Raw genomic sequence first — 22,185 nt, 5'->3', positions numbered from 1 at the left:
CGGATAATTAAGATTTGATTTTCTTTACCGCAAACCTAGCACATCTTGCATATCAAACAAACCACTACGTTGTGTAGCAAGAAATCGGGCAGCGCGTAATGCTCCGACAGCAAACGTTTTGCGACTGCCGGCCTTGTGAGCTATCTCTATACGTTCACCCGTACCTGCAAAAATAGCAGTATGGTCACCTACAATATCGCCACCACGAATAGTAGCAAAACCAATCGTTTCAGAAGAACGCTCTCCGGTAACCCCTTCACGCCCATAAACAGCAACTTTCGTCAGATCTCTGTTCAATGTTTGCGCAATAATTTCACCCATACGCAATGCTGTACCAGACGGCGCATCTACTTTGTGCCGATGATGCGCTTCTACAATCTCTATATCGTATTCATTGAGTAGCGTGCTTGCAACAACTTCCAGTAGTTTGAACATGACATTTACGCCCACACTCATATTAGGCGCGAATACGATGGCAATATCCTCCGAGGCCGCCTTGAGTACCTCTTTCTCGGCTGACGAAAACCCAGTCGTGCCAATAACCATTTTTATGCCGGCATTACGACAGATGGCAAGATGGGCAAGTGTGCCAGTTGGCCGGGTAAAGTCTATCAATACATCACTCCCAGGTAGCGTTGACGCAAAGTCACTCCTAATCGGAATACCACAAGGCGCTCCTATCAGCTCACCCGCATCCTTCATCAGAAATGGACTATCTTTTTGTTCTAATGCAGCAAATAATCGCATATCTGATGACTCGGCAATCATTTCCAGGAGCACTCTTCCCATGCGTCCGGTACTTCCGGCTACAGCAATATTCAGAATTGTCATTTTATCTATAGAAAAACTGTCTAATTATTTTAATTCCATTCTACCCTTTCTGGAGTTGAACTGACTGGGTATCTGCAAATCAAACAATATGGTTAATAATTTTCACCACTAACGAATATAATATTTTGATAAATTAATCATTGGGATCCTTATTACTTTCATCCTGATCCTCTTTCAAGTATTGCGGGCGCTCTTCTTCTTTTATAGGAAGTGGAGCTGACAACAAATTATCTGAAGAGGTGGAAAGTGAGAAATCTCCTTCGATATGAGAAAGCCGATCGCCATCAAAAATTACAGTGAGCTTTCGCTTCTCAGATAATGCTCCGCGTGGTGCAAAATAATAAAAATAATCCCAGCGGTTGTTATGGAACACATCGGTAATAAGTGGCGTACCCAAAACAAAACGCACTTGCGATCGGGTCATACCCTGTTTTAATTTCTCTACCATTTCTTGAGTAACTACATTACCCTGTTGGATATCGATTTTATAGGGAAGAGTTGGGATATAAGTACAACTAAACAATAAAGAAGCAACAAATAATAATAGTATTTTTAGATGCATACTAAGTGCAAGTGTTTTCAAAGCGAACTAAGCGCTATATGATACAGCAAATAATTTATGGACTGATTAAACCATGAGCAAATACGAAGATCTCAAAGGCATTGACCTCAAAACAATTGGCTTAAAAACGACCCTACCCCGTCTAAAGATACTCAATCTATTTGAGAATAGCCCGGTTCGTCACTTATCAGCAGAAGATGTTTATAAGGAATTACTCAATGAAGGCGAAGATATTGGTCTTGCAACAGTCTACCGTGTATTAACGCAGTTTGAGCAAGCTGGTTTACTTGAACGCCATCATTTTGAAAGTGGCAAAGCTGTGTTTGAGCTAAGTAGTGAGTCGCATCATGACCATTTAGTTTGTTTACAATGCGGTCGTGTAGAAGAATTCTATGATGCGGAAATCGAGAAACGTCAAATCAAAATTGCCAAAGAACGTGGATTCAGTCTGCAGGAGCATTCACTATCCCTCTATGCTGATTGTACTAAACAAGATTGTCCTTATCGAAAATTATGAAATACTTGCTATTCAATACTACTAACAGAGCATTGCGATTTATCGGTATTGGTTATGAGTGGAGCGCAAAGTTTGCTGTCCTTCTTTGCTTGTTGCTGATTTCATTTTCAGCACAAGCAGAGTCCGCTATTGACGAGCAAATTCGTCAGCTAGAAAGCGAGTTGTTACAAATACACCAGAATCAACAAAATGTCTATCAGCAATTCCAGATGACACAAGAGCTTCGTCGTCATGAATTACAACAGCAAGAAGAAGTTGCTACCATTCCTCCAATGGGAACATATCCTCCAACGGGGACATTTCCTGAACTTGGAACAGCTAAAATGAGTGAGTTTTTGCCTGAAGTAACGATAGGCGGCTCTCCACCGAGTTACGAAGAAATGGTCAGAAAAAAGCAAGAACGTCAGAAGAGGATACGACAATACACCTCGGATCTAGATCGACTCCGTACACAATACCAAGAGCTAGAAACTGAGAAAAAAACCCTGATGGAACAAATAGCCGACTTGAAGCAAAGTAAACAATCAGAGCTTACCAGATAAAATAAAATGGCGCGACCCAAGCTAAATAAGCCATTTAGTCACGCCCCAGTTAGAACTAGATTTTATTATTATTAATCTATTTCCTTCTCAGTATTGTTTAGCGATATTTCCTGGTCTTGCACAGCGATAAGCATCGCCAGAAGCATGTGGATAAGAATCAGATTCTACTGAATTTTCTCGCCATACGAGATGGGTAGCATTAAGTTCAGCAGCCATTCTCAAAGCCTTATCTTCCGCCTTGTGCTTCCTTGCATTCTTGGATGATTTACCCCAATCCGAGCTTCCCCAAACTTTTCCCAAATAACCACAGTTCTCATCTTCTACTTCGGCTCTGGCAACTTCGGTAATGTTATATGTATTCCCTGTTTTCCCTGCTGCTATGGCAACTGCTGTCAAGCTAAGAGAAATAATAAAAGCCAGTATGCCGATCAGAAGTATCCGAGGTAGCACAATTGCGAGATTAAATAATTTAATTTTCATCTTACTTATACCTTCAAATTTTATTTACTCTCTACCTAGAACAATTACTCATTAGCAATACGTGCTTATCTTTCTACAGTAATATGTTCCGCTTTATAGCGATAAAAATATTACCTCCTCATCTTTATTAACAGGCATATCATATGCACCAGTGAATATCACCTTATATTCCACTAGAAACAAATGAAATTATTATGATCTAAATGATATTCTCTTTTCATGGGTAAATATTATTGATAAAGCAGTGAGAAAATAAGTAGGCCAGAATGAAATATATTGTATATAATTTTGATACAATAAAATAATTTATAATTTTAATTTTGGCTATATTAGGAAATTTATTTATGCAAGATCTAAATCTTATTGCTACCTTTGCACGTGTTGTAGAAGCAGGCAGCTTTGCTGAAGCAGCCCGCCGTATGGATACTTCTCGCTCGGCGGTAAGTAAAGCTGTCGCTAAACTTGAAGTTGATCTGGGTGCAAGATTACTGAATCGCAGTACACGCCATCTCAGCTTGACCGAAGTAGGTAGCGCATTTGCAGAACACTCAGTACGTATCCTGGAGGAAGCTGAACATGCGGAGCAAGTAGTTACCAGCTTACATGCCGAACCGCGGGGCATGCTCAGAATTTGTGCATCAGTGGCATTTGGTACACTTCACGTTGCGCCCGCCCTGGCTGATTTCCTTGCTCGATATCCTGAAATTCGAATTGATTTGACTATTACAGATCGTCCAGTGGATATCGTAGAAGAAGGATACGATGTGATCATCCGTGTAACTGGCGAACCAAATCTTAATTTGGTTGCTCGTAAGCTAGCTCCTGTACGTCGGAAATTAGTTGCCACGCCGGATTACTTTCGTAGGCGCGGTGTACCGCTAACGCCGAGTGACTTGGTCCAGCATAACTGCCTTGATTATACACTCTCAGGCGAACAGGGTTACTGGCGCTTTAAAGGGCCAGAAGGAGAAATTGCAGTGCCTGTTTCAGGAACACTGCGTATCAACGATGACGATGCACTTTCTCAAGCAGTGCTGGGTGGTCTGGGTATTGCCCTCCTACCCACCTTTACCATCGGAAAAGAGCTGCAAAATGGTCATTTACAAGCAGTATTGTCTGAATATATACCAGTAGAACGCTATGTTTATGCTTGTTATCTTCCTAATCGTTATTTACCAGCCAAAGTTCGCTCATTTATTGATTTTCTTTCAGCACGTATTGGCAGAGAGCCTTATTGGGACAGTCCATCAGCACAACCCGAACCCAAGAACAACAAATCAAACTCAAATGAAATATAAATAACGAAACTATCGCTTAGGCAGATATAAGTCAGTTATCGTACCCTCTCCTATTTCTGCAGAGAAAAGAATCGTTTCAGACAGAGTCGGATGAGGATGAATGGTCAAGCTGATATCCTGTGCGTCGACGCCCATTTCAAGCGCAAGGACTGTTTCTGAGATCAGCTCACCAGCATGTACACCTACAATGCCAGCGCCCAGTATTTGACGAGAATTTTTATCTAGCAATAGCTTGGTGAAGCCTTCTTCACGTCCCATGGCAATCGCGCGCCCACTGGCTGCCCAGGGAAACGCTGCTTTTTCATAATCAATTCCTTGCTTCTTGGCTTCAGTTTCAGTCAAGCCCATCCAAGCAATTTCTGGATCGGTATAAGCAACTGAAGGAATAGTACGTGCATCAAAGGCTACTTTATGCCCAGCAATCACCTCGGCAGCAAGTTTGCCTTCATATGTTGCTTTATGTGCCAACATAGGCTCACCTGCAATATCACCAATTGCAAAGATATGCGGGATATTGGTTCGCATTTGCGTATCCACTGGAATGAAGCCACGCTCGTTTACCTGCACATGCGCATTTTCTGCACCAATCATTTTCCCATTGGGACGACGCCCGACTGCAACCAGAATACGATCATATAATTGCGGCTCAGCTGCTTGATCGCCCTCAAAAAACACCCTCAGCCCTTTTTTCTCAGTTTCGATTTTACTAACCTTGGTGTTGAGATAGATCGCCTCATAGCGTTTCGTTAAATGCTTGTAAAGCGGTTTAACTAGATCATTATCAGCTCCTGGAATGAGTTGATCCATCTGCTCAACTATGCTTATTTGACTGCCAAGCGCATCATATACTGTCGCCATTTCTAGGCCGATAATGCCCCCGCCGATAACCAGCATCCTTTTTGGAATATCGGGCAATTTCAATGCATCGGTAGAATCCATCATGCGAGCATCATCGTAAGGAAAGCCCGGAATACGCGCGGCAGTGGAACCCGCAGCGATAATGCAATGATCGAATGAAACCGTTTTGATACCGTCTGCGGTATCCACTTCCATCATGTGAGGAGAAACAAACTTACCGGTGCCCTGGAGAATTTCTACCTTGCGCTGTTTGGCGAGTGCTACCAACCCTTTAGTCAGTTTGCCCACAGCCGATTCCTTCCAGGTTCGCAGCTCATCGATAGCAATCTTCGGTTTGCCAAAAACGACACCGTTCTGCTCGATTTCTTGAGTCTCAGTAATTATTTTTGCGACGTGAAGCAGCGCTTTAGAAGGAATACAACCAACATTGAGACATACTCCACCCAGTGTTGGATAACGTTCTACCAACACGACTTGCTTACCCAGATCAGCGGCACGAAATGCTGCCGTGTAACCACCAGGTCCTGCCCCCAGCACAACCACTTCGGCATGTACGGCCCCACGCGTGGTCGTTGCTGGCTGAGCCTCAGTCGAAGCAGGTGTCGGTATCGCAGTCCCAATAGCACCGGCTTGCATCGCTGCCTCTTCGGGAGCAGGAGCGATAGCTTCTACCGTGACAATCAGCGATCCCTGCGATACTTTATCTCCAATCTTGACGTGCATTTCCCTGACAATCCCTGCTTCAGGGGAAGGCACTTCCATCGATGCCTTCTCCGTCTCCAGGGTAATCAATGAAGTTTCTTTTTCAATCTTATCACCTGGTTTAACCAGCACTTCAATGACGGAAACATCTTTGAAATCGCCAATATCGGGAACTTCCACTTTAATTAGATTTGCCATACTTCTTGTTATTTTTAAATTGAGAAGATTTTAGAGTGATCAATCAATCCATTACTGCCGTATCTGGCCATCGCCTAACACGACAAATTTCTGACTCGTGAGCCCTTCCAATCCTACCGGACCACGTACATGAATTTTATCGGTGGAAATGCCAATTTCTGCACCCAACCCATATTCAAAGCCATCGGCAAAACGCGTAGAGGCATTGACCATAACTGAACTCGAATCCACTTCGCGCAGGAAACGGCGCGCATGGCTATAGTTCTCTGTCACGATTGCATCGGTATGCTGAGAACCATAGGTAGTGATATGTTCGATTGCCTGATCCAGACCACTCACAACGCCGATATTGAGAATAGGCGCTAGATACTCAGTACGCCAGTCTTCTTCTGTGGCCAGTTTCATTTGCGGAATGATGGCACAAGCTGCCTCGTTACCTCGTAGCTCGACACCTTTATCCAGGTAAATTTTGCAAAGAGGAGGCAGAATTTGTTTTACAATCCCTTCATGCACCAGCAAAGTTTCCATAGTATTACAGGTGCCATAACGCTGTGTCTTGGCATTGTCAGCAATACGGATTGCCTTTTCCAGATCAGCTTGATCGTCGATATAAACATGGCAAATCCCATCCAGATGCTTGATCACAGGGATGCATGCCTCATTGGAAATGCGCTCGATTAACCCTTTCCCTCCGCGTGGCACAATAATGTCGACAAATTCTTTCATGGTAATAAGTTCACCGACTGCCGCACGATCGCTGGTTTCAATCACTTGCACGGCTGCTTCTGGTAGGCCTGCTGCCCTTAGTCCTTCTTTCACACATGCGGCAATGGCTTGATTGCTGTGCATCGCTTCCGATCCTCCGCGCAAGATCGCGGCATTACCTGCTTTCAAGCATAAACCCGCCGCATCCGCCGTCACATTCGGTCGTGCTTCATAAATGATGCCGATCACTCCCAGCGGCACGCGCATTTTGCCTACTTGAATACCGGAAGGACGATAATTCAAATCACTCATCTCGCCAATGGGGTCAGGCAAAGCCGCAATTTGCAGCAAACCATCTGCCATACTCGCAATACTCCTGGAAGAAAGCGCCAAACGGTCGACCATGGCTGAGCCTAATCCTTTGGCTTTAGCATTTTCGAGATCGCGTGTATTTGCCTCTAACAAATTTTTCTCATCGCGCCTAATTGCTTCGGCCATCGCAATAAGTGCCCGATTTTTGCTTGCTGTATCCGCCTTTGCTATTAAACGCGAAGCGGTTCGGGCATTCTGTCCAACTGCTTGCATGTAAACTTTAATATTTGTGATATCCATCCAGTAACTCCAAAGTGAGCAGTATTCTGAAATTCCGCCAACCTATAAAACTAGCCTATTATTTTACATGGCGTCTTCATACGTCACATGCTTTTTTGGATAGCGATGGATCTAATCAAACTAATTAACCCTATATTACTGACATTTTCTACTGACAATAAGTCGCAATATTTTTTAATGCTTCATTCATATAACTCTGGCGAAGCTGGTCGTCCGCATCAATTACACCTCCATTCCCATCCGCAACTGACAAGCGTTCTGAATTTTTAAGCAGGTCCAGATTGCTTTGTGCTCTAAGGCAATTCTCTTTTCTCATTTCCGCTTCAGCCAGTTGTTTGTTTCTTGCTTCCTCACGTGCAGCGCGCCTTTCTTTAAATTCTTGCTTTTTTTCCATTAAATCTTTTGTGATACTTTCACCTTCATTGACAGGCTGTGGCGAGGACTGAATATCCAGCATTTTTTCATTTTTGCTAACCCCCAGTGGAGGTGGTTGATCGGAGTATTGTACTTTTCCATTTCTATCTACCCATTTGTAAATCTGACTGTTTACAGGCACAGCAAATAAAAGTAATAAAGTCAGAAAAATAAAATTTCGCATGACTTTTCTCCTAAAATAAAAAGGTATCGATTGTTTTTATTTAAACTTTATTAGGTAATTAAAAAACCTGATCAATCTTGGAGAATGTAAATGCGCTACTGGCTATTGAAAGAATAAATTTAATATAAAATATCGTAATACATTGTTCTTATAAGATGAATGATTAAAATGATCTGATCAAAAAATTCATTATCCTTTTATAGGTGGGATTCTGAGTGAGAATTCTTCCATTCTTGTCTAGAATAGGAAATATTTTTCCCACGACTGGTACAGCTGATTTTTCACCTCGGCAAGTGATCACAGCTTTACTCATAATGTTGTAGAACTTGCCCTTGATCATGTCCATAGCGATGAAGTAACCTGTGCCTATGTTCGACTAGGTGATTTAATGAGCGAATCAAGCTCTACCAATGGTTAGGGAAACAAATTTCTTCTGTACGATACGAAGCTACAATTATTCCATCCAAAGCAAAATAGCTCGGTACCTTCGCGTAACGCGCTGCTAATACATCCGATCTTCATGCCGAACTGGCCATCTGTTGAGCTCATCCCTATAAAACTGCCATTTCGGCAGAATTGATCCATCAATGCAACAAACCGGTTGGATCGGGCTCATCACGTCAATTTTAACGGTACGCAGATCGGGAGAGTCGACAAGATGAAGATTCTCCTCGGGCGCGGCCTCTCGCTGTGTCGGTACGTCCTTGCGACACCTTTTCTCCACTCCATCCGACGACCGGGAAATGAGAGAATCACGGTTGTTGCTGCTGCAGGACGCGGGAACCAGCTTCATCGGCGCGCTCCTCGCGTGCGGCTGCTTCTCAGTCGAACGATGCCGGATGACGCCACGATCGCGATCAACATAACATGCGACGAACATGTCGCGAGTCTGACGCGGTCTCGGTGGCACACACGATCGGGCCGTGCGCGCCGTGCCTGAAGAGCGCGACGTTCAATGCGAGTACCGATCGAGCGGGATACCACACCGAAGTTCCACGCGTTCCACGACCTGGGCTGCGTCGCCCGGACTGCGAATGCGTCACACCTGTGGCGGGTAGCCGCCGCGGCGCACCGTGGTGCGGAGTGCCCACGCGTGGAGCGCCTCAATGACAGCGCGGGTGTGTGCATCGAGAGAGCGCTCGGCTAGGCGTGCCTCCATCGCGGAGAACGTGGGCACGCCGAATTGCTGTTGCACGAGCGCTGTGGTCGTGAGTCCCTCACCGCGGAGTACCTCTACGTGTGACCGCACGAGGCCGTACCGCTCCAGCTCCTCGACGAGCGAGTTGGAGCGGTAGTCTGTAACCACATAGAGGATCTTCCACGCTTCCGATCCGCGATCAATCTCGGCGAGTAGCTCGGTATCGGAGCAGAGCTGGAACAGCTCCTCAGTCCACCGGCGATCGGCCGGCATGAAGTAGAGGCGGAATGCATACGACTGCACTGCGCCAGGAACGTCGAGTGCTGGCGGCACCGTGAGCATCAGCGAGATGCCGAGCTGGTCAAGCGAGATGTCCTGATCGATGGTGCGCTGCGACCAGCTCCCGCCGGCGAGTACCTCGTTTTCGAACGTCTTCAGGATCTTGAACTTGACGCCGGCGTACACCGACGTGTCGTACGACCACCGGCTCTCCTGGAACGTCGTCGTCGCGAGCGCCACCTGTGTATCGGTCGATCCCGACGTAGCCCAGCTGAACATCAAGTAATTGCGGCGCGAGGCCCCCCTGCCCGACTACCAGCGCGCGCGGCTCGATCACGTCGGTCATATAGTCGTCGGAGATTCCTGCCGCCTTCATGCGCGCGTTCCATGCGTCCCAAGTATACGAGGCAAGATCGCCCGGCGTGGCGGTGAAGACGTTCGTCGGACGTACCAGCGGGCCGCCGAACTCAGTGTAGAGCGCGTTGTACTGCGGTCCATCGGTAACGGGCTCGGTCTGCCCGGACGGAACGAACTCGAATGCATCGGCATGGAGATAGATGTCGCCGACGAATACGGCAGTGAGCGGCGCGACCACAGTGCCGTCGGCAGTGACGGTAAGCTTCATCGAAGTGATGGAAGTCTGCACTTTCGATTCGGTGAAGGTCTCACCCGTGCCAAGCTTGAACGACGCCTCCCAGGCGGGGCTCACCGGGCCGAGCTTGAGCTGCCCCTCCGTCTTTACGCCAAAGACCCAATCCTGCACGGTAGTGAACGCTTGCGTGCTGCTGCTCGTCGCACCGTAGGCGACATTCCCGACAAGCTTCGTCGGGTTCGAGGCCACGTTCACCGCCAGCACCGGCGGCGGCCCGTCGATGAAGCCGCGCAGCGCGCGTAATCCGACGCCCTTCTGATCCTGCGCCACCTTCGTCAGATCAATGACATCCACGCCGACCATGCGCCGGAGCGTGCCGTACTCATACGCCCAGCACCCGATCTCCTCGCTCAGCCCAGATGGTCCCTGGAAGAAGGACCAGAAGGACGCCTGGAACTCGAGCGGGCCGTGTGCGCGTGTGACGAAGCAGCACGTCGGCCGTACTATCGGGACCACAGTGCCCGGGAGCCATTTCGTCGGTTCCGACCACGACGGCGGGGTGTTGGCTGTCGAAAGGAGCTGTGTCTGCGGCCCCGGCTGGAGGTAGTCCATACGGACACGCCCACCAGGGTCGCGCACGAGTGAGACGGAACCGTCCCACGAATAAACGAGCCAGCCAGCGGAGAGATCGGTCACGCGCGGGAGCCCGCGCGCGTCGGTCTGGAGCAGACACACGAGCGTCTGGAAGATCCCGTCTACGCGGCAGGTCACGCCTGCTACTACGTACGTTGACGGATATCCGTTTGCCTCGAGGCCGCCGTCGCGCGTGAATATCGTGAGCCCAAGCCCATGGCTGGTCAGCTCGAACGTAAGCGATCGCACCGACGATAAGACCAGTGGCTTGTAATCGTTCGCGTAGGCTCTACTTTCGCTGCGCGCTGTCCACGGCTGCCCCGCCTGGAAGTCTTCGACGTTGAAGACGCACCAGCGCGCCGAATCCGCGTCCACCACCATCACTAAGATCCTGGAATCGTCGAGTGCAGTCGCCGCAACGGGTGAGTTCTCGTTGCCGATGGTTGCACCGGAGGTGTCGTGCAGTATGACGTAGCTGCACCATTTGCGATCGCTCCCTGCGCGTGTCACCGCAACGTACTCCCAATCCTCATCGATCCAGAAGAGATAGAGATGCGAGCCGAGGACGAGCGGTGCGGGTGGGAACCCGGTCTCGACTTTCGCGCCGACCTGGTCCTCGTCGATCTTTCCATTGCTCCACGACGTGGGCGCAGTGACGTCGTCGAACGGGCTGTTGCAGATCGCGTCATAGAGAGTGCTGCCGTCACTTCCGACGTTGAAATAGTGAACTGCGCCGGCGAACCAGACCGGGAGTCCTGGCAGCGGCGTCGAGCCCGAGTCGGGCGGGTGAAAGATGCCGGTGTCGAACTTCGCCATTGTGTAACCTCCGGAAATATCGTTGTAGTTTTTCTCGACGCTAACGCGCCGGTATATAGGAAAAATAAGCGCTCTTTTTCATAGCAAATGAAAGTATAGGAAAGCGGATAAAGCGTCAAATACTTGACAAGCGATCAAAAATTCAAGAAATTTTTGTTTGATCGTTAGTAAAAGGGGTTGGATTTAGATCTTTTTTTGTCTTTCGACGAAAAGCGCGCAGAAAAAACACTCGTCCCAGTTATGAAGTGGGATGAAAGCAGTAAACCTGGGATCAGATAAATCCAAAAGGATCAAAGATCTGCACAGATGCTTGAGGTGGTGCTCAAGAAAATAAGCTCAGATACTCAAGAATTTTAGTGATTGTACCGGACCCCAGGATAGCAGCAATGATTTTTAGAGTCTTACCACAATGGCGGGCAATGTTTAATCTAGATCGTCTGATGAATGCAATCGTCGCCACAGGATGATGTGGTCCAATAGACCCGGACAACCCAGTTAAGGGAAAATAGTCTTAAGTAGAGCGTCCGGATCTATTGAACCACATCACTTCATTGAGGCCTCAGTGGCAGGAATAACGCAGCGATTTAAGCAATAAATCGGTAATTTGCTAGCCTTGGGCTTGATAATGATTTTAATGGTGACAACTAAATCTGTTTCGCAAAATGAATATTTAATTCAATTTATTGGTTTACGACTAAATAAAGCACCCCGCGCCGTAAGTGGCGAAGTATTAAATGCGCTCTTCAAGCTGAAGGCTTTCAACCAGCTTACGCCCCAAGGGGCGAGGAATTAAACCCGAAGAGATTAAAGCATGATCAGCTTTTAAACTAATTGATCGTTGTTTGTTAAATAAGGCTTAGTAAATAACATATGGAAAATGATTATTGGCTAGATCGATGGAAACACAGAGATATTGGTTTCCACCAGAACGAGATTAATCCATATTTACGTCAATACTGGCAGGAGTTACATCTTGCTCATGGTAGTGAGGTATTTGTCCCCCTGTGTGGCAAAAGCCGCGATATGCTATGGCTGCACGAACAAAAACACTCAGTGCTCGGGGTTGAATTGAGCGCTATCGCTGTGCATGCATTCTTCGAAGAAAACAGACTCTCTCCTCATCACATGACCAGTGGAAAATTCGATCGCTATAGTGCTAATGGTATCAGTATCCTATGCGGTAATTTTTTTGATTTAAGGAAGAACGATCTGGCGAAGGTAAGTGCAGTTTATGACCGTGCATCACTGGTTGCACTGCCACCAGAAATACGTAAAAGTTATGTATGCCATCTGCAGAACATCTTACCACCCGCAACAAAAATTCTACTCATTACTTTTGACTATCCCCAGTCAGAAATGATTGGCCCACCGTTTGCTGTTTCTCCCAGCGAAGTAGAAGCACTCTACCAAGAATACGCTGAGATACGGCTATTGGCTCAATTAGATGTACTCGCACAGGATCAACGCTTTCGAGAACGTGGACTGAGTCAATTGCAGGAAAGCATCTTTCTGCTTACCTTACATTAAAAAATAGCTTGGATCGGTATCACCATCGAATGGAAAGATAATATATGAATTAGAAAAAATATTTCTTGACAATATAAAACAATCCACATTAATCCATTAAGTAATATTTAATATCAATTAAATTCATTCTGATAATCAATATATAATATTAATATATTGATTATAAACAATATTTCTATATGTATAAAATTTAATCAAATCAGAAAAAGATATTATAAACAGCTATCTTAACTATGATATTTACAAATTAACCACAAACTTATCCACAAAAATTGTGGATAAAATATATATTCAACCTGACGTCTTTTATGAAATATCTAATAACGATCCTATTACTGTTTTTTTAATACTATTTTCACCATTATCCTGGAGCCAATTTTCGGCTAGCTATTGAGAATTTTTAGTTTTGTAGATTCCAAAATAATATCGATTCTTTCTCGCATTCTCTTGTTTACTCAGTGATTTTTGCTAATGAAGAGCAAATTAAAATATGCATTGGTTTGCTCAATAGCGGTATTTTTGGCCGGATGTGGCACAACCAATACAGTTATTCGGGGTGATTGGGTTGCAAAGCGCAATCTCAATCAGATTGAAACTTCCTGTGAAACGATACCACGCATTTATAGTGGTGTTTCTTACGATATTTGCTTGCTGCGGGGAAAACCCTCTCAAATGGCGCTATGGGTAGCACCGATACCCCAGTTAATATTCTTAGATATTGCATTATCAGGAGCTTTTGATACGGTTATTCTTCCCTATACAGTCTACACGCAAATCAGCAACGGCGATATTAGGCTCAAGTAGTAAAGATATAAAAATTATTCTGGATTTTTGGGAGTTGGCCAAAGCAGCGTAATTTTTTTATGCTTTTTTTGAAGATTTAAGTCACGATGCAGTGTGTTTCCTTCATACGTAGCATCAAGGGAATATTTTCCGGGGGGAAGTTTGGCAAGTAGGTAAGATCCATTCGTAATTGTCTCCAGCACAGTAAAACCGGATGCATCCTTGATGATAATCTGGACATCACTGATATATGCCGCCCGAGGTGTACCAGCTTTGGCTAGCTCAAGCATCAGTGGCCATTTTCCTCCTTCCTGCAATATTGCCTGGGATTCATCCAGGCCGATGCCTCCTGTCAGAAATTCTATTTGCCCCTGGTTCTGCACCGGTGGAAGCGAAGAATCCGTCGACGAGGGTTCCATCTGAGAAAAGACGGAAGTATTGATGATACCAAGTAAAATCATCACTGATGCTGCTCGAATGAGTTTAGTTGTTTTCATTATTTAATCCTCTCAGGTTTATATAATGCATTCAATTCAAGAATCATGTGTTAAGCAAGCCAGGCTCATTGCACCGGCAACAAAATCAAATTTGTTGCCTTTGATTATCATCAGGCAAGGCAAATGAACTTTAATACCACCACAGAAAAAACATCTAAACACTGAGCCTCCTCTAATAGGACAATGCATTTTTTTCCATTACTCGAATTAATATCTAGTATTGCTAAAAGGTTATAGATCTTAAATCCAGATTTTCCATTAGGAACCTAATTATTTGATTCTTAGGAATATTATCAAAAAGGAACGTTAGGATAATCTGTTGATCTTATTGAAATTTGAGTTTCTAATGGAAAATTTGGTTTAAAACTTCCACAGCTTATACGATACAAATAATAAGTCCAAATATAGAGAAGGTCCGAGTTTATTTACATAGTTATAGACTAACAGATTGATTCTGCTAGTCTAAAACACCATAAAAATAGTGCATGTTAACAGCAATAAAATTGCTACATTAATGCTAGAACTCAGAATTTACATCGAGAATAATAGATATTCATCTGATTATGAAAGGAATTTTGCACACATTCTCACTTACAAATCTTGCTCCAGCAGCACCCCATTCTTGAGTAACCACGCCTTTGCCTTCTCCATGGCAGGGATTTGCACTCGCACAATATTCCAGAAACGCGGTGTATGGTTTTGCTCGATCAGATGAGCCAATTCATGCACTAACACGTAATCGATCACGAACATCGGGGACTTGATCAGCCGCCAGTTCAGAATCACGTTATCACTTGGTGTACATGAGCCCCAGCGATATTTGCCATAACCGATCTTGGCTTCTTTGAACTTCACGCCCAAATTCTTGGCATGCATGGCCACACGCGGCAGAATCTTGTCCTCAGCCCGTGCAATAAACCAATTTCGTAAAGCTGGTGATTTGTTTGCAAGCATGCGAGGAACGATGAACTTCTGCTCAAACCGAATCTCCCCACTACCCTCCACCAGCTCAATACGATAATTCCGCCCCAAGTACAGCAGCGATTCACCGGTTATCAGCTCCTTACCAGGAGGGTGAGGCAATGGGTTGTATTTCTGCGCGTGCCGGGTCTTCTCATAGATCCATAGTTTGCGCGATTCCACAATCTGATGGATTTTCTGCGGTGACGTGCCTGTGGGTGCAGTTACAACGACGGAACGATCCCGTTCCACCGTGATGGTGAGCGTTTTGCGGCGCGAGAAGACGATTTTGTAATTCAATTCCATGTCAACTGGCATACATAATTCGGTCGTTGTTCTTCTCGGCGATTTCCATCACCCGCGAAATGATCTGGTTACGCTTAGCTATTAAATTCGGCAATGTGTGAAATGTTTCTGAAAGTAAAATTTGCTGGATTTCTGCTTTCAACTTATTGCGGGCAGGCACACTCTCCCAGAAGCTGGCCAGCTTTAACTCACGCTCTACTACCAAATAGATCTGTTGCGTCAAATTTACCAATAGCGCAATTCGCTCGTCAGGTTTCCCCAGATAGCCTGGTTGTTGCTCCCATATAGCACTTAGTTCAGCTTGAAACATGCGGAAAAACGGCATTTGCTTTTTCTTGTGCAGACCATAGGTAGGCTCGCTCTCCGCATTGATGATGCGCTTACGTAGTTTCTCCAGTTCTTCGTAGATCTTCTGCCAGTTGTCTTTGAATGCTTGCAGGATGTCTGCCAGCGCTTTAGAGAATGAGGCTTGTAGTTCCGGGTCGTCGTTCAGTTCGATATCCAGATGATGGCGGATGGCGTGCTCCACTTGGGCCGCCTTGGTTTTGGTGCGTTTACGTTTGGCAACTTCACTCTCGAAATCCTCGTCAAGGATCGAGATCGGCTTGACCTTCTGTTCGATGCCTTTGGACGCCAGATATTGGTCCGTCAGCGTCCGCAGCTTGGGCGGAATACCCTTCATACTCAGTCGCTGGTCATTCAAATGCCGTCCGGCCAGTACGTTGATTTCCGTCAGTGCGTTATAGTCAGGAAGATATTCAAGCGCCTTCTTGGCGGGGAAAACCAGATCCAGGCTGCGCGTCAGCTTCTTGTAGGCCAGCATGACCTCGAAGCGGATATCTTCGTCGTAGAACAGATCAAAAAAAGCGTCATGGTCATTCAGGTTCGTGAGGCCATGCTTCTCCAGTAGCGCCATGATGGCCTTGTAATCTGCTTGCAGCTCTAGCAACTCGTCATCGGGAAAGCTCAGCGTATCTAATACCTCCTTCTGTTCGCGTTCGTCGTAGTTGTCGATGGCCTTCTTGAGGTGGTGACCAATGCCGACATAATCGACAATAAAGCCTTTTTCCTTGGCCGAGCCCGCCACACGGTTCACGCGCGCAATCGCTTGCAGTAGGTTGTGAGCGATAATCACCTTGTCCAGATACATCACCTGCTCGATGGGGGCATCGAATCCGGTGAGCAGCATGTTGTTGACGATCACAATGCCGATATCGCCGGTCACCCCTGCATCTTCCTTGTCGAACGGCAGCTTGAAGCTCTTGATAGTGCGCGCGTGGCGGCTGCTATCAGTGAACTCCTTGATGTGCGGCAGGTCGTTGTGGTTGCCGGAGATCACCACATCAGTCTTGAGCTTCTTTAGGCGCGCCAAGTCGAGATTTAGCGGATTGGCCTGCTCCAGCTTCTGGGTTGCCTCCGCCAGCGCCGCCTTGTAGCGCACCGCAGCCTCGCGCGAAGTCGCCACTACCTGCGCCTTGAAACCATTGGGGAACACATGCTCCAGATAATGCGCCACCATGTCACGCGCTTTGGCTTCAATGGTCGACTTGGCCTCCAGATAGGCATCGCGCGAGCCGTAGCCCATAATTTCCAGCCGCTGTTGCAAATTGTAGTCGCTGAACACATCGGCGAAGGCGGCATCCATGCCTTCCTGATCAGGCGCCTCAGCGTTGTGGGTACGGCCTTCATAGACGATTTCCAGTGTCACACCGTCCTCTATGGCTTGCCGCATGGTGTATTTGTCGATATAGTCGCCAAACACTTTTTCGGTCTTGTCTATCGGTGTGCCGGTGTAGCCGATACGTGCCGAATTGGGAATAGCCTTGTCCAGGTTCGCTCCCAACCGTGTGTACTGGGAGCGATGCGCTTCGTCGGTCATCACCAGAATGTTATGGCTTGTATTCAGCTCTGGAAACATCTCTTCCAGATCTCGATCCTGGAATTTCTGAATCATTGCCATCACCAAGTCGGAGGAATCGCTGCGCAGCAATTCCTTTAGCTTGACTATGCTGTCCGCGACCTTCACCGTGAAACCGATTCTGCCGCCAGTCTCGCCGAGCTGCTGCTCCAGTTGCGTGCGGTCGGTGACGAACACCACCTTCCACTTGGAAAGCTGAGCGTGGCGGTACATCTCGCGCACCATGAACATCATGGTCAGTGACTTGCCCGAGCCCTGGGTATGCCAGACGATGCCGCTGCGCGTCCGCGGCGTCTTGCCGGTGAGCAAGCGCTGCACCGCTAGCTTTACGGCGCGGAACTGCTGATAGCGTCCGACGATTTTAATCCGATCGCCCTTATCCGATTCCGAGAAAATGGTGAAGGTGCGGATAATGTCGAGCAGGTTCTGCCGGTCCAGCATGCCCGCTGCCAGCCGCTGCTGGTCGTTGGGACTGCTGCCGCCGTGGCTCAGATCCTCCACGGTGCGCGGCCAAGGGTCGGACCAGCGGTAGAAGTGCTTCTCAATGTGTGTGGTGATGGTGCCGAACTTAGCCTCGTTGCGGCAGGTGACTATCACGAACTGGTTGAAGTAGAACAGCGGTGCGCTGCCCTCGCCCTTGGCGCCGCGCCGCTCGCTGTAGCGCAGCATCTGGTCGATGGCCTCGGGGATCGGCTCCTTCACCCTGGGTGACTTGCACTCAATCACCACCACCGGCAACCCGTTCAGGAACAGCACGATGTCCGGGCAAATATGGTGCTCGGTGCCAAGGATGCGCACCTTGAACTGGCATACGGCGATGAAGCGGTTGTTATTGATGTGCGTGAAGTCGATGTACCGCACCGTCGGGCTCTTCTCGCCATTTTTTCGGTTCTCCGCGACGCTGGTGTTTTCCAGCAGTAGGTTCAGCACATGGCGGTTGTTTTCAAGTAGGTTGGAACCAGGGAAGCTGGCGATGAGGCGCTTGATCATCTCCTCCACCTGATCGTCTTCCAGCCAGGGGTTGATTATCTTAAGCTGCTCGCGCAGCACCGACTCCAGTACCACCTCGTCGAAACTTTGGCGGAAGCTGTCTTTCGGTGCCTGCTTGCTCTCCAGGTCCCACACCTCCCAACCCAGCCCGGCCAACTGGTCGAGCAGCGGCTTCTCAACGTGGTTGCGCTCGTCGAGGCGGATAAGTTGCGGTGTTTTATCGCTTGGCATCATTCTTCTTCTTTCTCCCCATCAAGAAACAAAAGTTTCCGCTTTGCTTTCTTGCTGGAAAATTTGATGTCCCAGCGCTTCTCCATGAAGTCCAGCAATTTCAGGCCGCGCGTGCGAATATGATTTGCGCCCCATGTTTTGCTGCTTGATACCTCGATCTCAGAGTGTGAACCATCAGAATATCCATTGCGCAGCTTATTTCCTGCTTTGTCATATTTAGGCTTCTTCTTGCTCGAAAAAAAATCATTCTGTAACGAGGAGTTAATCGAGGCTGACAAAAGCAACAGATTGCCGAGACTGCCAGAGTAATGCTTTTTCGCCAATTCAGAAAAACCTTCTAATGCAGCAGCCCACTCATCTGTTTCAGTTTGTGGGTAGATATGCTCAATAGAAATCTTGTCCTTGCCTGTCTTCAAAAGTGATTCCCAGCTTACTTTCTGTTGACGGCTATCTTCCAGAAGGTCCAATTCATATTCATATAAAAAATAGCGAAGACCATTCCAGCCGTAATACCCAGTACCATTCTTGAATTTCTTGGAAAGAATGGTGTAAAACTCTTCCTCCGAAAAACTGCCGTCATCCCAAAACAAATAGTCGGATGAATCTTTTAGCTTTTCGCCAAGTTCGTCAACAGTCAGCTGCTCTCTGTCAACGTCTCTGGCAGCGTTGTAATAGACGCTACTTTGATAACTGGCATTTGCAGTACCAAGCCTGAACACAATAAAAATGAATCGCTCGATATGCTGAAATGCTCTTATTCTCTCCTTTTCATCTCCCACGTTTTTCAAGATGGACATAACCAACGGCCTAAAATACATCATGCCAAGACGATTAAGTCGTTCGATCCACAGTCGTTCCTCATCTGAAATGCCATCAACCATGGCTGGGTAGAAAGATTTAAACCAGTAGACCACTGAGGATTTCAGACTGTTCACATAGTCGCGAATGCTGCTGGCCGGTAAGTCAACACTGGAAACAGTTGCAGCCTGCTCCAATGAGTTCTCGACATTGTCATCATCAATCTCTATTTCTTCATGCACCTCCTCTACCGCCTCTAATTCGACCTCGCGTTCAGCTTTCTTGTATACGCGTTTCGGCGCAAACTCTTCATCGAGTAAAAAGCGGATATAGTCATTTCCCTTTTGGCGTGAGTACTTGAAGTACATCGACCAGTGCGCCTTCAAGAAATCATCATCGTTCAGCGGATGCTGCTTATTTCGTCCCAGCTGGTGATAAATCTCTTTCCAGGCATTATTGATTGAATCTCTCAGATTGGAACGGCTTGCTGTATCCAGCTCGCCATCACTGTATAGCGTGGTCAGGTAGATGAGGCGATTTTTCAACAATTCCAGATCGGAAAGTTTTTTACCCCGATTGTTCATAGTTTCAAAAGCAACGAATACATCAAACTCGTCACGAATAATATATTCGTTAAACAGGAATCGTTTTACGAGGGTTTTATAGACAGACTGCAAACCTTCAATACTTTCTTTTGAATGCAGCTCAGCAAGCTGCTCGTGGAAGTAACGCTTGGCGTTGGAAAGATTGAGTGTGTAGAAGGTCTCCTGAATGGATCCGGACCCAGATTCCCCTAAAATACGGTAACGCAAATAATCATAACTTGGATTGTCCTTGGTATAGCCGAATTTATAGGTGCGAAACTGATCGCCGGTCGGCTTTACTTTGAATAGGTAGCGCTCCTGAAGAGCGGCTATGTTTAAACTGTCAGTAATATATATTTCTTTATCTGACTTTCTGGTATTCTCAGGCAGTGCCTTAATGAAATCAGCAAATGCCTGCAAGAAGATTACAAAGGTCGTTAAACGCTGCTGCCCATCCACAATATGGTAAAGCTGATAAGAGTGATCATCGACAAGCCAAAACTCTTTTTCCTCTTTCGCAATTTGGTCTTTTGGAATCGCTTTAAGAGTCAATACACCGGTATAGTGTGAGCGATTCTCCGCAAGATTAACCAAATCTTCCCAAAAGTCGGTTAATTGCTCACGTTGCCAGGCATACCCACGCTGATAATCCGGGATGCGAAATATTTTTTCCTTAAAAAGACTATCAAGTGATTTTGGCTCATCCATTTTAATTTGACCTAATTGTGTTTATTTAGATATGGCCATCTCATCCACATCTCGTTTATCGAACAGTAACCTGGTCGCACGACGATCGCCTGTAGGGGTTATTACCTTCACCAGCTCGTGTGTATCTGCTCCAGCACCAACTGGTCGAAGCTCTGACAGAAGGTTTGCCTTGGTTCCAGCTTCATTTCCAGGTCCCACACCTCCCAGCCCAGCCGGGCCAACTGATCAAGCAACGGCTTTTCGACGTGATTGCGTTCGTCGAGACGGATATGGGCGAGGGTCTTGTCCTGGTAGAGGCCATGCGGTGTCCTTGTTACTGTGGCGTAGCTTGCATGAGCAGGTTAGTCACACGCCGACGCCCGGAAAGCAAGTCTGCGAGTAAACCGACGCGAATAGACTGAAGCTTGTGACGACGACTTTGTGTATCGGATTGATCAACTCGGACCTTCTCGATTACTTCACAAATGCGTCCCTGCTCAACTACCGATTCGGGAGCGGCTAACGGCAGATCTAGCAATGTTGCCTTGTTTAACTTGAATCTTCCTGCTCCTTGACGAGTGAGGTAGTAAGTGATGTCACGATGCAAAAAATAAAAATGAAGCCAATCCGTGAGAACTGCATCGTTTCCTTTTAGTATGTGCGCGTGGTTATTAACATTACATGGGTCATTGATCAGAATTGTCATTTCCTGCTTGTCCCACTTCAGAAAATGGTCGCCGTCTTCTCCAATCAAAACGTATTTTCCATTCACACGAAATTTATCAATGTAATCGAGCACCCCAGTAGGCCCATAGTAGGGGTAGTCGCCCTGCATAGTTTCCCGCACCTGTGCAGATAAAGGCTTTCGCAGGTTGTTACATACTTCTGCACTATTCCGAATAGTCCGGGAATTCCACTCCATTGGAATCCGCCCCAGCGGGGAATCCTTGAAAGCGTGGGTGGCTTCAGAGCGGATATTGCCGTGCTCGTCGATGCCCTTAGTGAGCAGGTCCTGCATCAGGCCGGTCTTTATGCGCTGCTGCTTGGCGATGATCGCCTCAGTTTGCTCGATAATGTGGTCGAGAGCAGTAATAACATCTGCAATATTTTTTTGATCTGCCTCTTCGACCGGAAACTGTGCAGCAAAATTTTTCAGCTCCTTACGGGTGATATGCTGCATTGTCGAGCCATGCGAAGCCTTCATTAAATCCGGCAAGTAGAACTCGATAAATGACTTGAGAAATGTCCGGTTAACTCCAGCCTTTTCGACAACCTTGAATAGGTGTTGATTAAGTGCGGCCTTCCCATCATTCCAGATCCGCAGGAAAAGGGACGCGCTCCAAGAAAAAACTAGATCTCCGTCGTCGATAATATTTTTCTCCGGAAGCCTTCCGGCGTAATAGTCAGTTGGTGCGCCTGGATTTTTTAGTTGTTCGATTCGGACGATCGGTAACCCTTCTGTACCCCAATCTTCAGGTGCAAAAGAATAGCCATTGATATATTCGGCTAAATCGATGAGTTTTCGGAGTTTCCAAGCACTCAT

Annotated in this window: 20 protein-coding genes; 5 read left to right on the top strand and 15 right to left on the bottom strand. The window is 46.9% G+C overall.

Annotation, left to right across the window (positions count from 1 at the left end; genetic code table 11):
- Positions 1–24: 24 nt before the first annotated feature.
- Positions 25–831, bottom strand: a complete 807-nt coding sequence (gene dapB / locus BLV54_RS03070) for a 4-hydroxy-tetrahydrodipicolinate reductase (protein ID WP_090567623.1) — start codon at positions 829–831, stop codon at positions 25–27.
- Between the two features lie 133 nt (positions 832–964).
- A complete protein-coding gene (locus tag BLV54_RS03065; RefSeq protein WP_256329067.1) occupies positions 965–1,414 on the bottom strand; it encodes an outer membrane protein assembly factor BamE in 450 nt (149 codons plus the stop codon).
- A 52-nt stretch (positions 1,415–1,466) separates the two neighbouring features.
- Between BLV54_RS03065 and fur the strand changes: the two genes are divergently transcribed.
- On the top strand, positions 1,467–1,910 hold the full coding sequence (gene fur, locus BLV54_RS03060) for a ferric iron uptake transcriptional regulator (protein ID WP_090567617.1): 444 nt from the start codon (positions 1,467–1,469) through the stop codon (positions 1,908–1,910).
- On the top strand, positions 1,907–2,452 hold the full coding sequence (locus tag BLV54_RS03055) for a hypothetical protein (RefSeq protein ID WP_090567614.1): 546 nt from the start codon (positions 1,907–1,909) through the stop codon (positions 2,450–2,452). The genes fur and BLV54_RS03055 overlap by 4 nt, the downstream gene beginning before the upstream one ends.
- A gap of 87 nt (positions 2,453–2,539) precedes the next feature.
- On the opposite strand, the gene BLV54_RS03050 is transcribed toward BLV54_RS03055, so the two are convergent.
- The gene (locus BLV54_RS03050) at positions 2,540–2,932 is read right to left on the bottom strand and encodes a hypothetical protein (RefSeq protein ID WP_090567611.1); all 393 of its coding nucleotides are present in this window, start codon (positions 2,930–2,932) and stop codon (positions 2,540–2,542) included.
- A 344-nt stretch (positions 2,933–3,276) separates the two neighbouring features.
- Here BLV54_RS03050 and BLV54_RS03045 point away from each other — a divergent pair, with 344 nt between their 5' ends.
- Positions 3,277–4,230 (top strand): LysR family transcriptional regulator, encoded by a 954-nt coding sequence (locus BLV54_RS03045; RefSeq protein ID WP_090567608.1) that lies wholly within the window; start codon positions 3,277–3,279, stop codon positions 4,228–4,230.
- Positions 4,231–4,239: 9 nt separating this feature from the next.
- Here BLV54_RS03045 and lpdA read toward each other — a convergent pair whose 3' ends face one another.
- The 6 genes from lpdA to BLV54_RS03015 all read right to left on the bottom strand — a co-directional run bounded on the left by lpdA (position 4,240) and on the right by BLV54_RS03015 (position 11,361).
- Positions 4,240–5,988: a dihydrolipoyl dehydrogenase gene (gene lpdA, locus BLV54_RS03040; RefSeq protein ID WP_090567605.1), complete on the bottom strand. Its 1,749-nt coding sequence runs from the start codon at positions 5,986–5,988 to the stop codon at positions 4,240–4,242.
- 51 nt (positions 5,989–6,039) lie between these two features.
- On the bottom strand, positions 6,040–7,305 hold the full coding sequence (locus BLV54_RS03035; protein ID WP_090567603.1) for a glutamate-5-semialdehyde dehydrogenase: 1,266 nt from the start codon (positions 7,303–7,305) through the stop codon (positions 6,040–6,042).
- 148 nt (positions 7,306–7,453) lie between these two features.
- Positions 7,454–7,903 carry a DUF4124 domain-containing protein gene (locus tag BLV54_RS03030; protein ID WP_090567600.1) on the bottom strand — a complete coding sequence of 150 codons (450 nt, stop codon included), beginning with the start codon at positions 7,901–7,903 and terminating at the stop codon, positions 7,454–7,456.
- 502 nt (positions 7,904–8,405) lie between these two features.
- Positions 8,406–8,627, bottom strand: a complete 222-nt coding sequence (locus BLV54_RS03025) for a hypothetical protein (RefSeq protein WP_143032397.1) — start codon at positions 8,625–8,627, stop codon at positions 8,406–8,408.
- 315 nt (positions 8,628–8,942) lie between these two features.
- Positions 8,943–9,506 (bottom strand): hypothetical protein, encoded by a 564-nt coding sequence (locus BLV54_RS03020; protein ID WP_143032396.1) that lies wholly within the window; start codon positions 9,504–9,506, stop codon positions 8,943–8,945.
- The gene (locus BLV54_RS03015) at positions 9,403–11,361 is read right to left on the bottom strand and encodes a hypothetical protein (protein WP_090567591.1); all 1,959 of its coding nucleotides are present in this window, start codon (positions 11,359–11,361) and stop codon (positions 9,403–9,405) included. Before BLV54_RS03015 ends, BLV54_RS03020 begins: the two co-directional genes overlap by 104 nt.
- An 870-nt stretch (positions 11,362–12,231) precedes the next feature.
- Between BLV54_RS03015 and BLV54_RS03010 the strand changes: the two genes are divergently transcribed.
- Both BLV54_RS03010 and BLV54_RS03005 read left to right on the top strand, forming a co-directional pair.
- The gene (locus tag BLV54_RS03010) at positions 12,232–12,888 is read left to right on the top strand and encodes a thiopurine S-methyltransferase (protein ID WP_090567588.1); all 657 of its coding nucleotides are present in this window, start codon (positions 12,232–12,234) and stop codon (positions 12,886–12,888) included.
- A 471-nt stretch (positions 12,889–13,359) separates the two neighbouring features.
- Complete coding sequence (locus tag BLV54_RS03005) at positions 13,360–13,692, top strand: YceK/YidQ family lipoprotein (protein ID WP_090567585.1); 333 nt, start codon at positions 13,360–13,362, stop codon at positions 13,690–13,692.
- A 14-nt stretch (positions 13,693–13,706) separates the two neighbouring features.
- Here BLV54_RS03005 and BLV54_RS03000 read toward each other — a convergent pair whose 3' ends face one another.
- The 6 genes from BLV54_RS03000 to BLV54_RS02980 all read right to left on the bottom strand — a co-directional run bounded on the left by BLV54_RS03000 (position 13,707) and on the right by BLV54_RS02980 (position 22,185).
- Positions 13,707–14,168: a carboxypeptidase-like regulatory domain-containing protein gene (locus BLV54_RS03000; protein ID WP_090567582.1), complete on the bottom strand. Its 462-nt coding sequence runs from the start codon at positions 14,166–14,168 to the stop codon at positions 13,707–13,709.
- Between the two features lie 591 nt (positions 14,169–14,759).
- On the bottom strand, positions 14,760–15,446 hold the full coding sequence (locus tag BLV54_RS02995; protein WP_218132303.1) for a M48 family metallopeptidase: 687 nt from the start codon (positions 15,444–15,446) through the stop codon (positions 14,760–14,762).
- Positions 15,436–18,576 (bottom strand): type I restriction endonuclease subunit R, encoded by a 3,141-nt coding sequence (locus tag BLV54_RS02990; protein WP_218132302.1) that lies wholly within the window; start codon positions 18,574–18,576, stop codon positions 15,436–15,438. The genes BLV54_RS02995 and BLV54_RS02990 overlap by 11 nt, the downstream gene beginning before the upstream one ends.
- The gene (locus BLV54_RS02985; RefSeq protein WP_090567579.1) at positions 18,573–20,663 is read right to left on the bottom strand and encodes a DUF262 domain-containing protein; all 2,091 of its coding nucleotides are present in this window, start codon (positions 20,661–20,663) and stop codon (positions 18,573–18,575) included. The genes BLV54_RS02990 and BLV54_RS02985 overlap by 4 nt, the downstream gene beginning before the upstream one ends.
- 21 nt (positions 20,664–20,684) lie before the next feature.
- The gene (locus BLV54_RS15930) at positions 20,685–20,861 is read right to left on the bottom strand and encodes a hypothetical protein (protein WP_176969651.1); all 177 of its coding nucleotides are present in this window, start codon (positions 20,859–20,861) and stop codon (positions 20,685–20,687) included.
- A gap of 115 nt (positions 20,862–20,976) precedes the next feature.
- Complete coding sequence (locus tag BLV54_RS02980) at positions 20,977–22,185, bottom strand: restriction endonuclease subunit S (protein WP_090567576.1); 1,209 nt, start codon at positions 22,183–22,185, stop codon at positions 20,977–20,979.

This window comes from Nitrosomonas sp. Nm33, from assembly GCF_900107265.1.
In the GTDB taxonomy this organism is placed as follows: domain Bacteria; phylum Pseudomonadota; class Gammaproteobacteria; order Burkholderiales; family Nitrosomonadaceae; genus Nitrosomonas.
The sequence above is the reverse complement of the archived record's forward strand: the minus strand, read 5'-3'. Positions and strand labels throughout refer to the sequence as shown.

Coding starts and splice junctions, on each gene's coding strand:
- dapB (WP_090567623.1), bottom strand. CDS start 831: ATGACAATTCTGAATATTGCTGTAGCCGGAAGTACCGGACGCATGGGA.
- fur (WP_090567617.1), top strand. CDS start 1,467: ATGAGCAAATACGAAGATCTCAAAGGCATTGACCTCAAAACAATTGGC.
- BLV54_RS03055 (WP_090567614.1), top strand. CDS start 1,907: ATGAAATACTTGCTATTCAATACTACTAACAGAGCATTGCGATTTATC.
- BLV54_RS03050 (WP_090567611.1), bottom strand. CDS start 2,932: ATGAAAATTAAATTATTTAATCTCGCAATTGTGCTACCTCGGATACTT.
- BLV54_RS03045 (WP_090567608.1), top strand. CDS start 3,277: ATGCAAGATCTAAATCTTATTGCTACCTTTGCACGTGTTGTAGAAGCA.
- lpdA (WP_090567605.1), bottom strand. CDS start 5,988: ATGGCAAATCTAATTAAAGTGGAAGTTCCCGATATTGGCGATTTCAAA.
- BLV54_RS03035 (WP_090567603.1), bottom strand. CDS start 7,305: ATGGATATCACAAATATTAAAGTTTACATGCAAGCAGTTGGACAGAAT.
- BLV54_RS03030 (WP_090567600.1), bottom strand. CDS start 7,903: ATGCGAAATTTTATTTTTCTGACTTTATTACTTTTATTTGCTGTGCCT.
- BLV54_RS03015 (WP_090567591.1), bottom strand. CDS start 11,361: ATGGCGAAGTTCGACACCGGCATCTTTCACCCGCCCGACTCGGGCTCG.
- BLV54_RS03010 (WP_090567588.1), top strand. CDS start 12,232: ATGGAAAATGATTATTGGCTAGATCGATGGAAACACAGAGATATTGGT.
- BLV54_RS03005 (WP_090567585.1), top strand. CDS start 13,360: ATGAAGAGCAAATTAAAATATGCATTGGTTTGCTCAATAGCGGTATTT.
- BLV54_RS03000 (WP_090567582.1), bottom strand. CDS start 14,168: ATGAAAACAACTAAACTCATTCGAGCAGCATCAGTGATGATTTTACTT.
- BLV54_RS02995 (WP_218132303.1), bottom strand. CDS start 15,446: ATGCCAGTTGACATGGAATTGAATTACAAAATCGTCTTCTCGCGCCGC.
- BLV54_RS02990 (WP_218132302.1), bottom strand. CDS start 18,576: ATGATGCCAAGCGATAAAACACCGCAACTTATCCGCCTCGACGAGCGC.
- BLV54_RS02985 (WP_090567579.1), bottom strand. CDS start 20,663: ATGGATGAGCCAAAATCACTTGATAGTCTTTTTAAGGAAAAAATATTT.
- BLV54_RS02980 (WP_090567576.1), bottom strand. CDS start 22,185: ATGAGTGCTTGGAAACTCCGAAAACTCATCGATTTAGCCGAATATATC.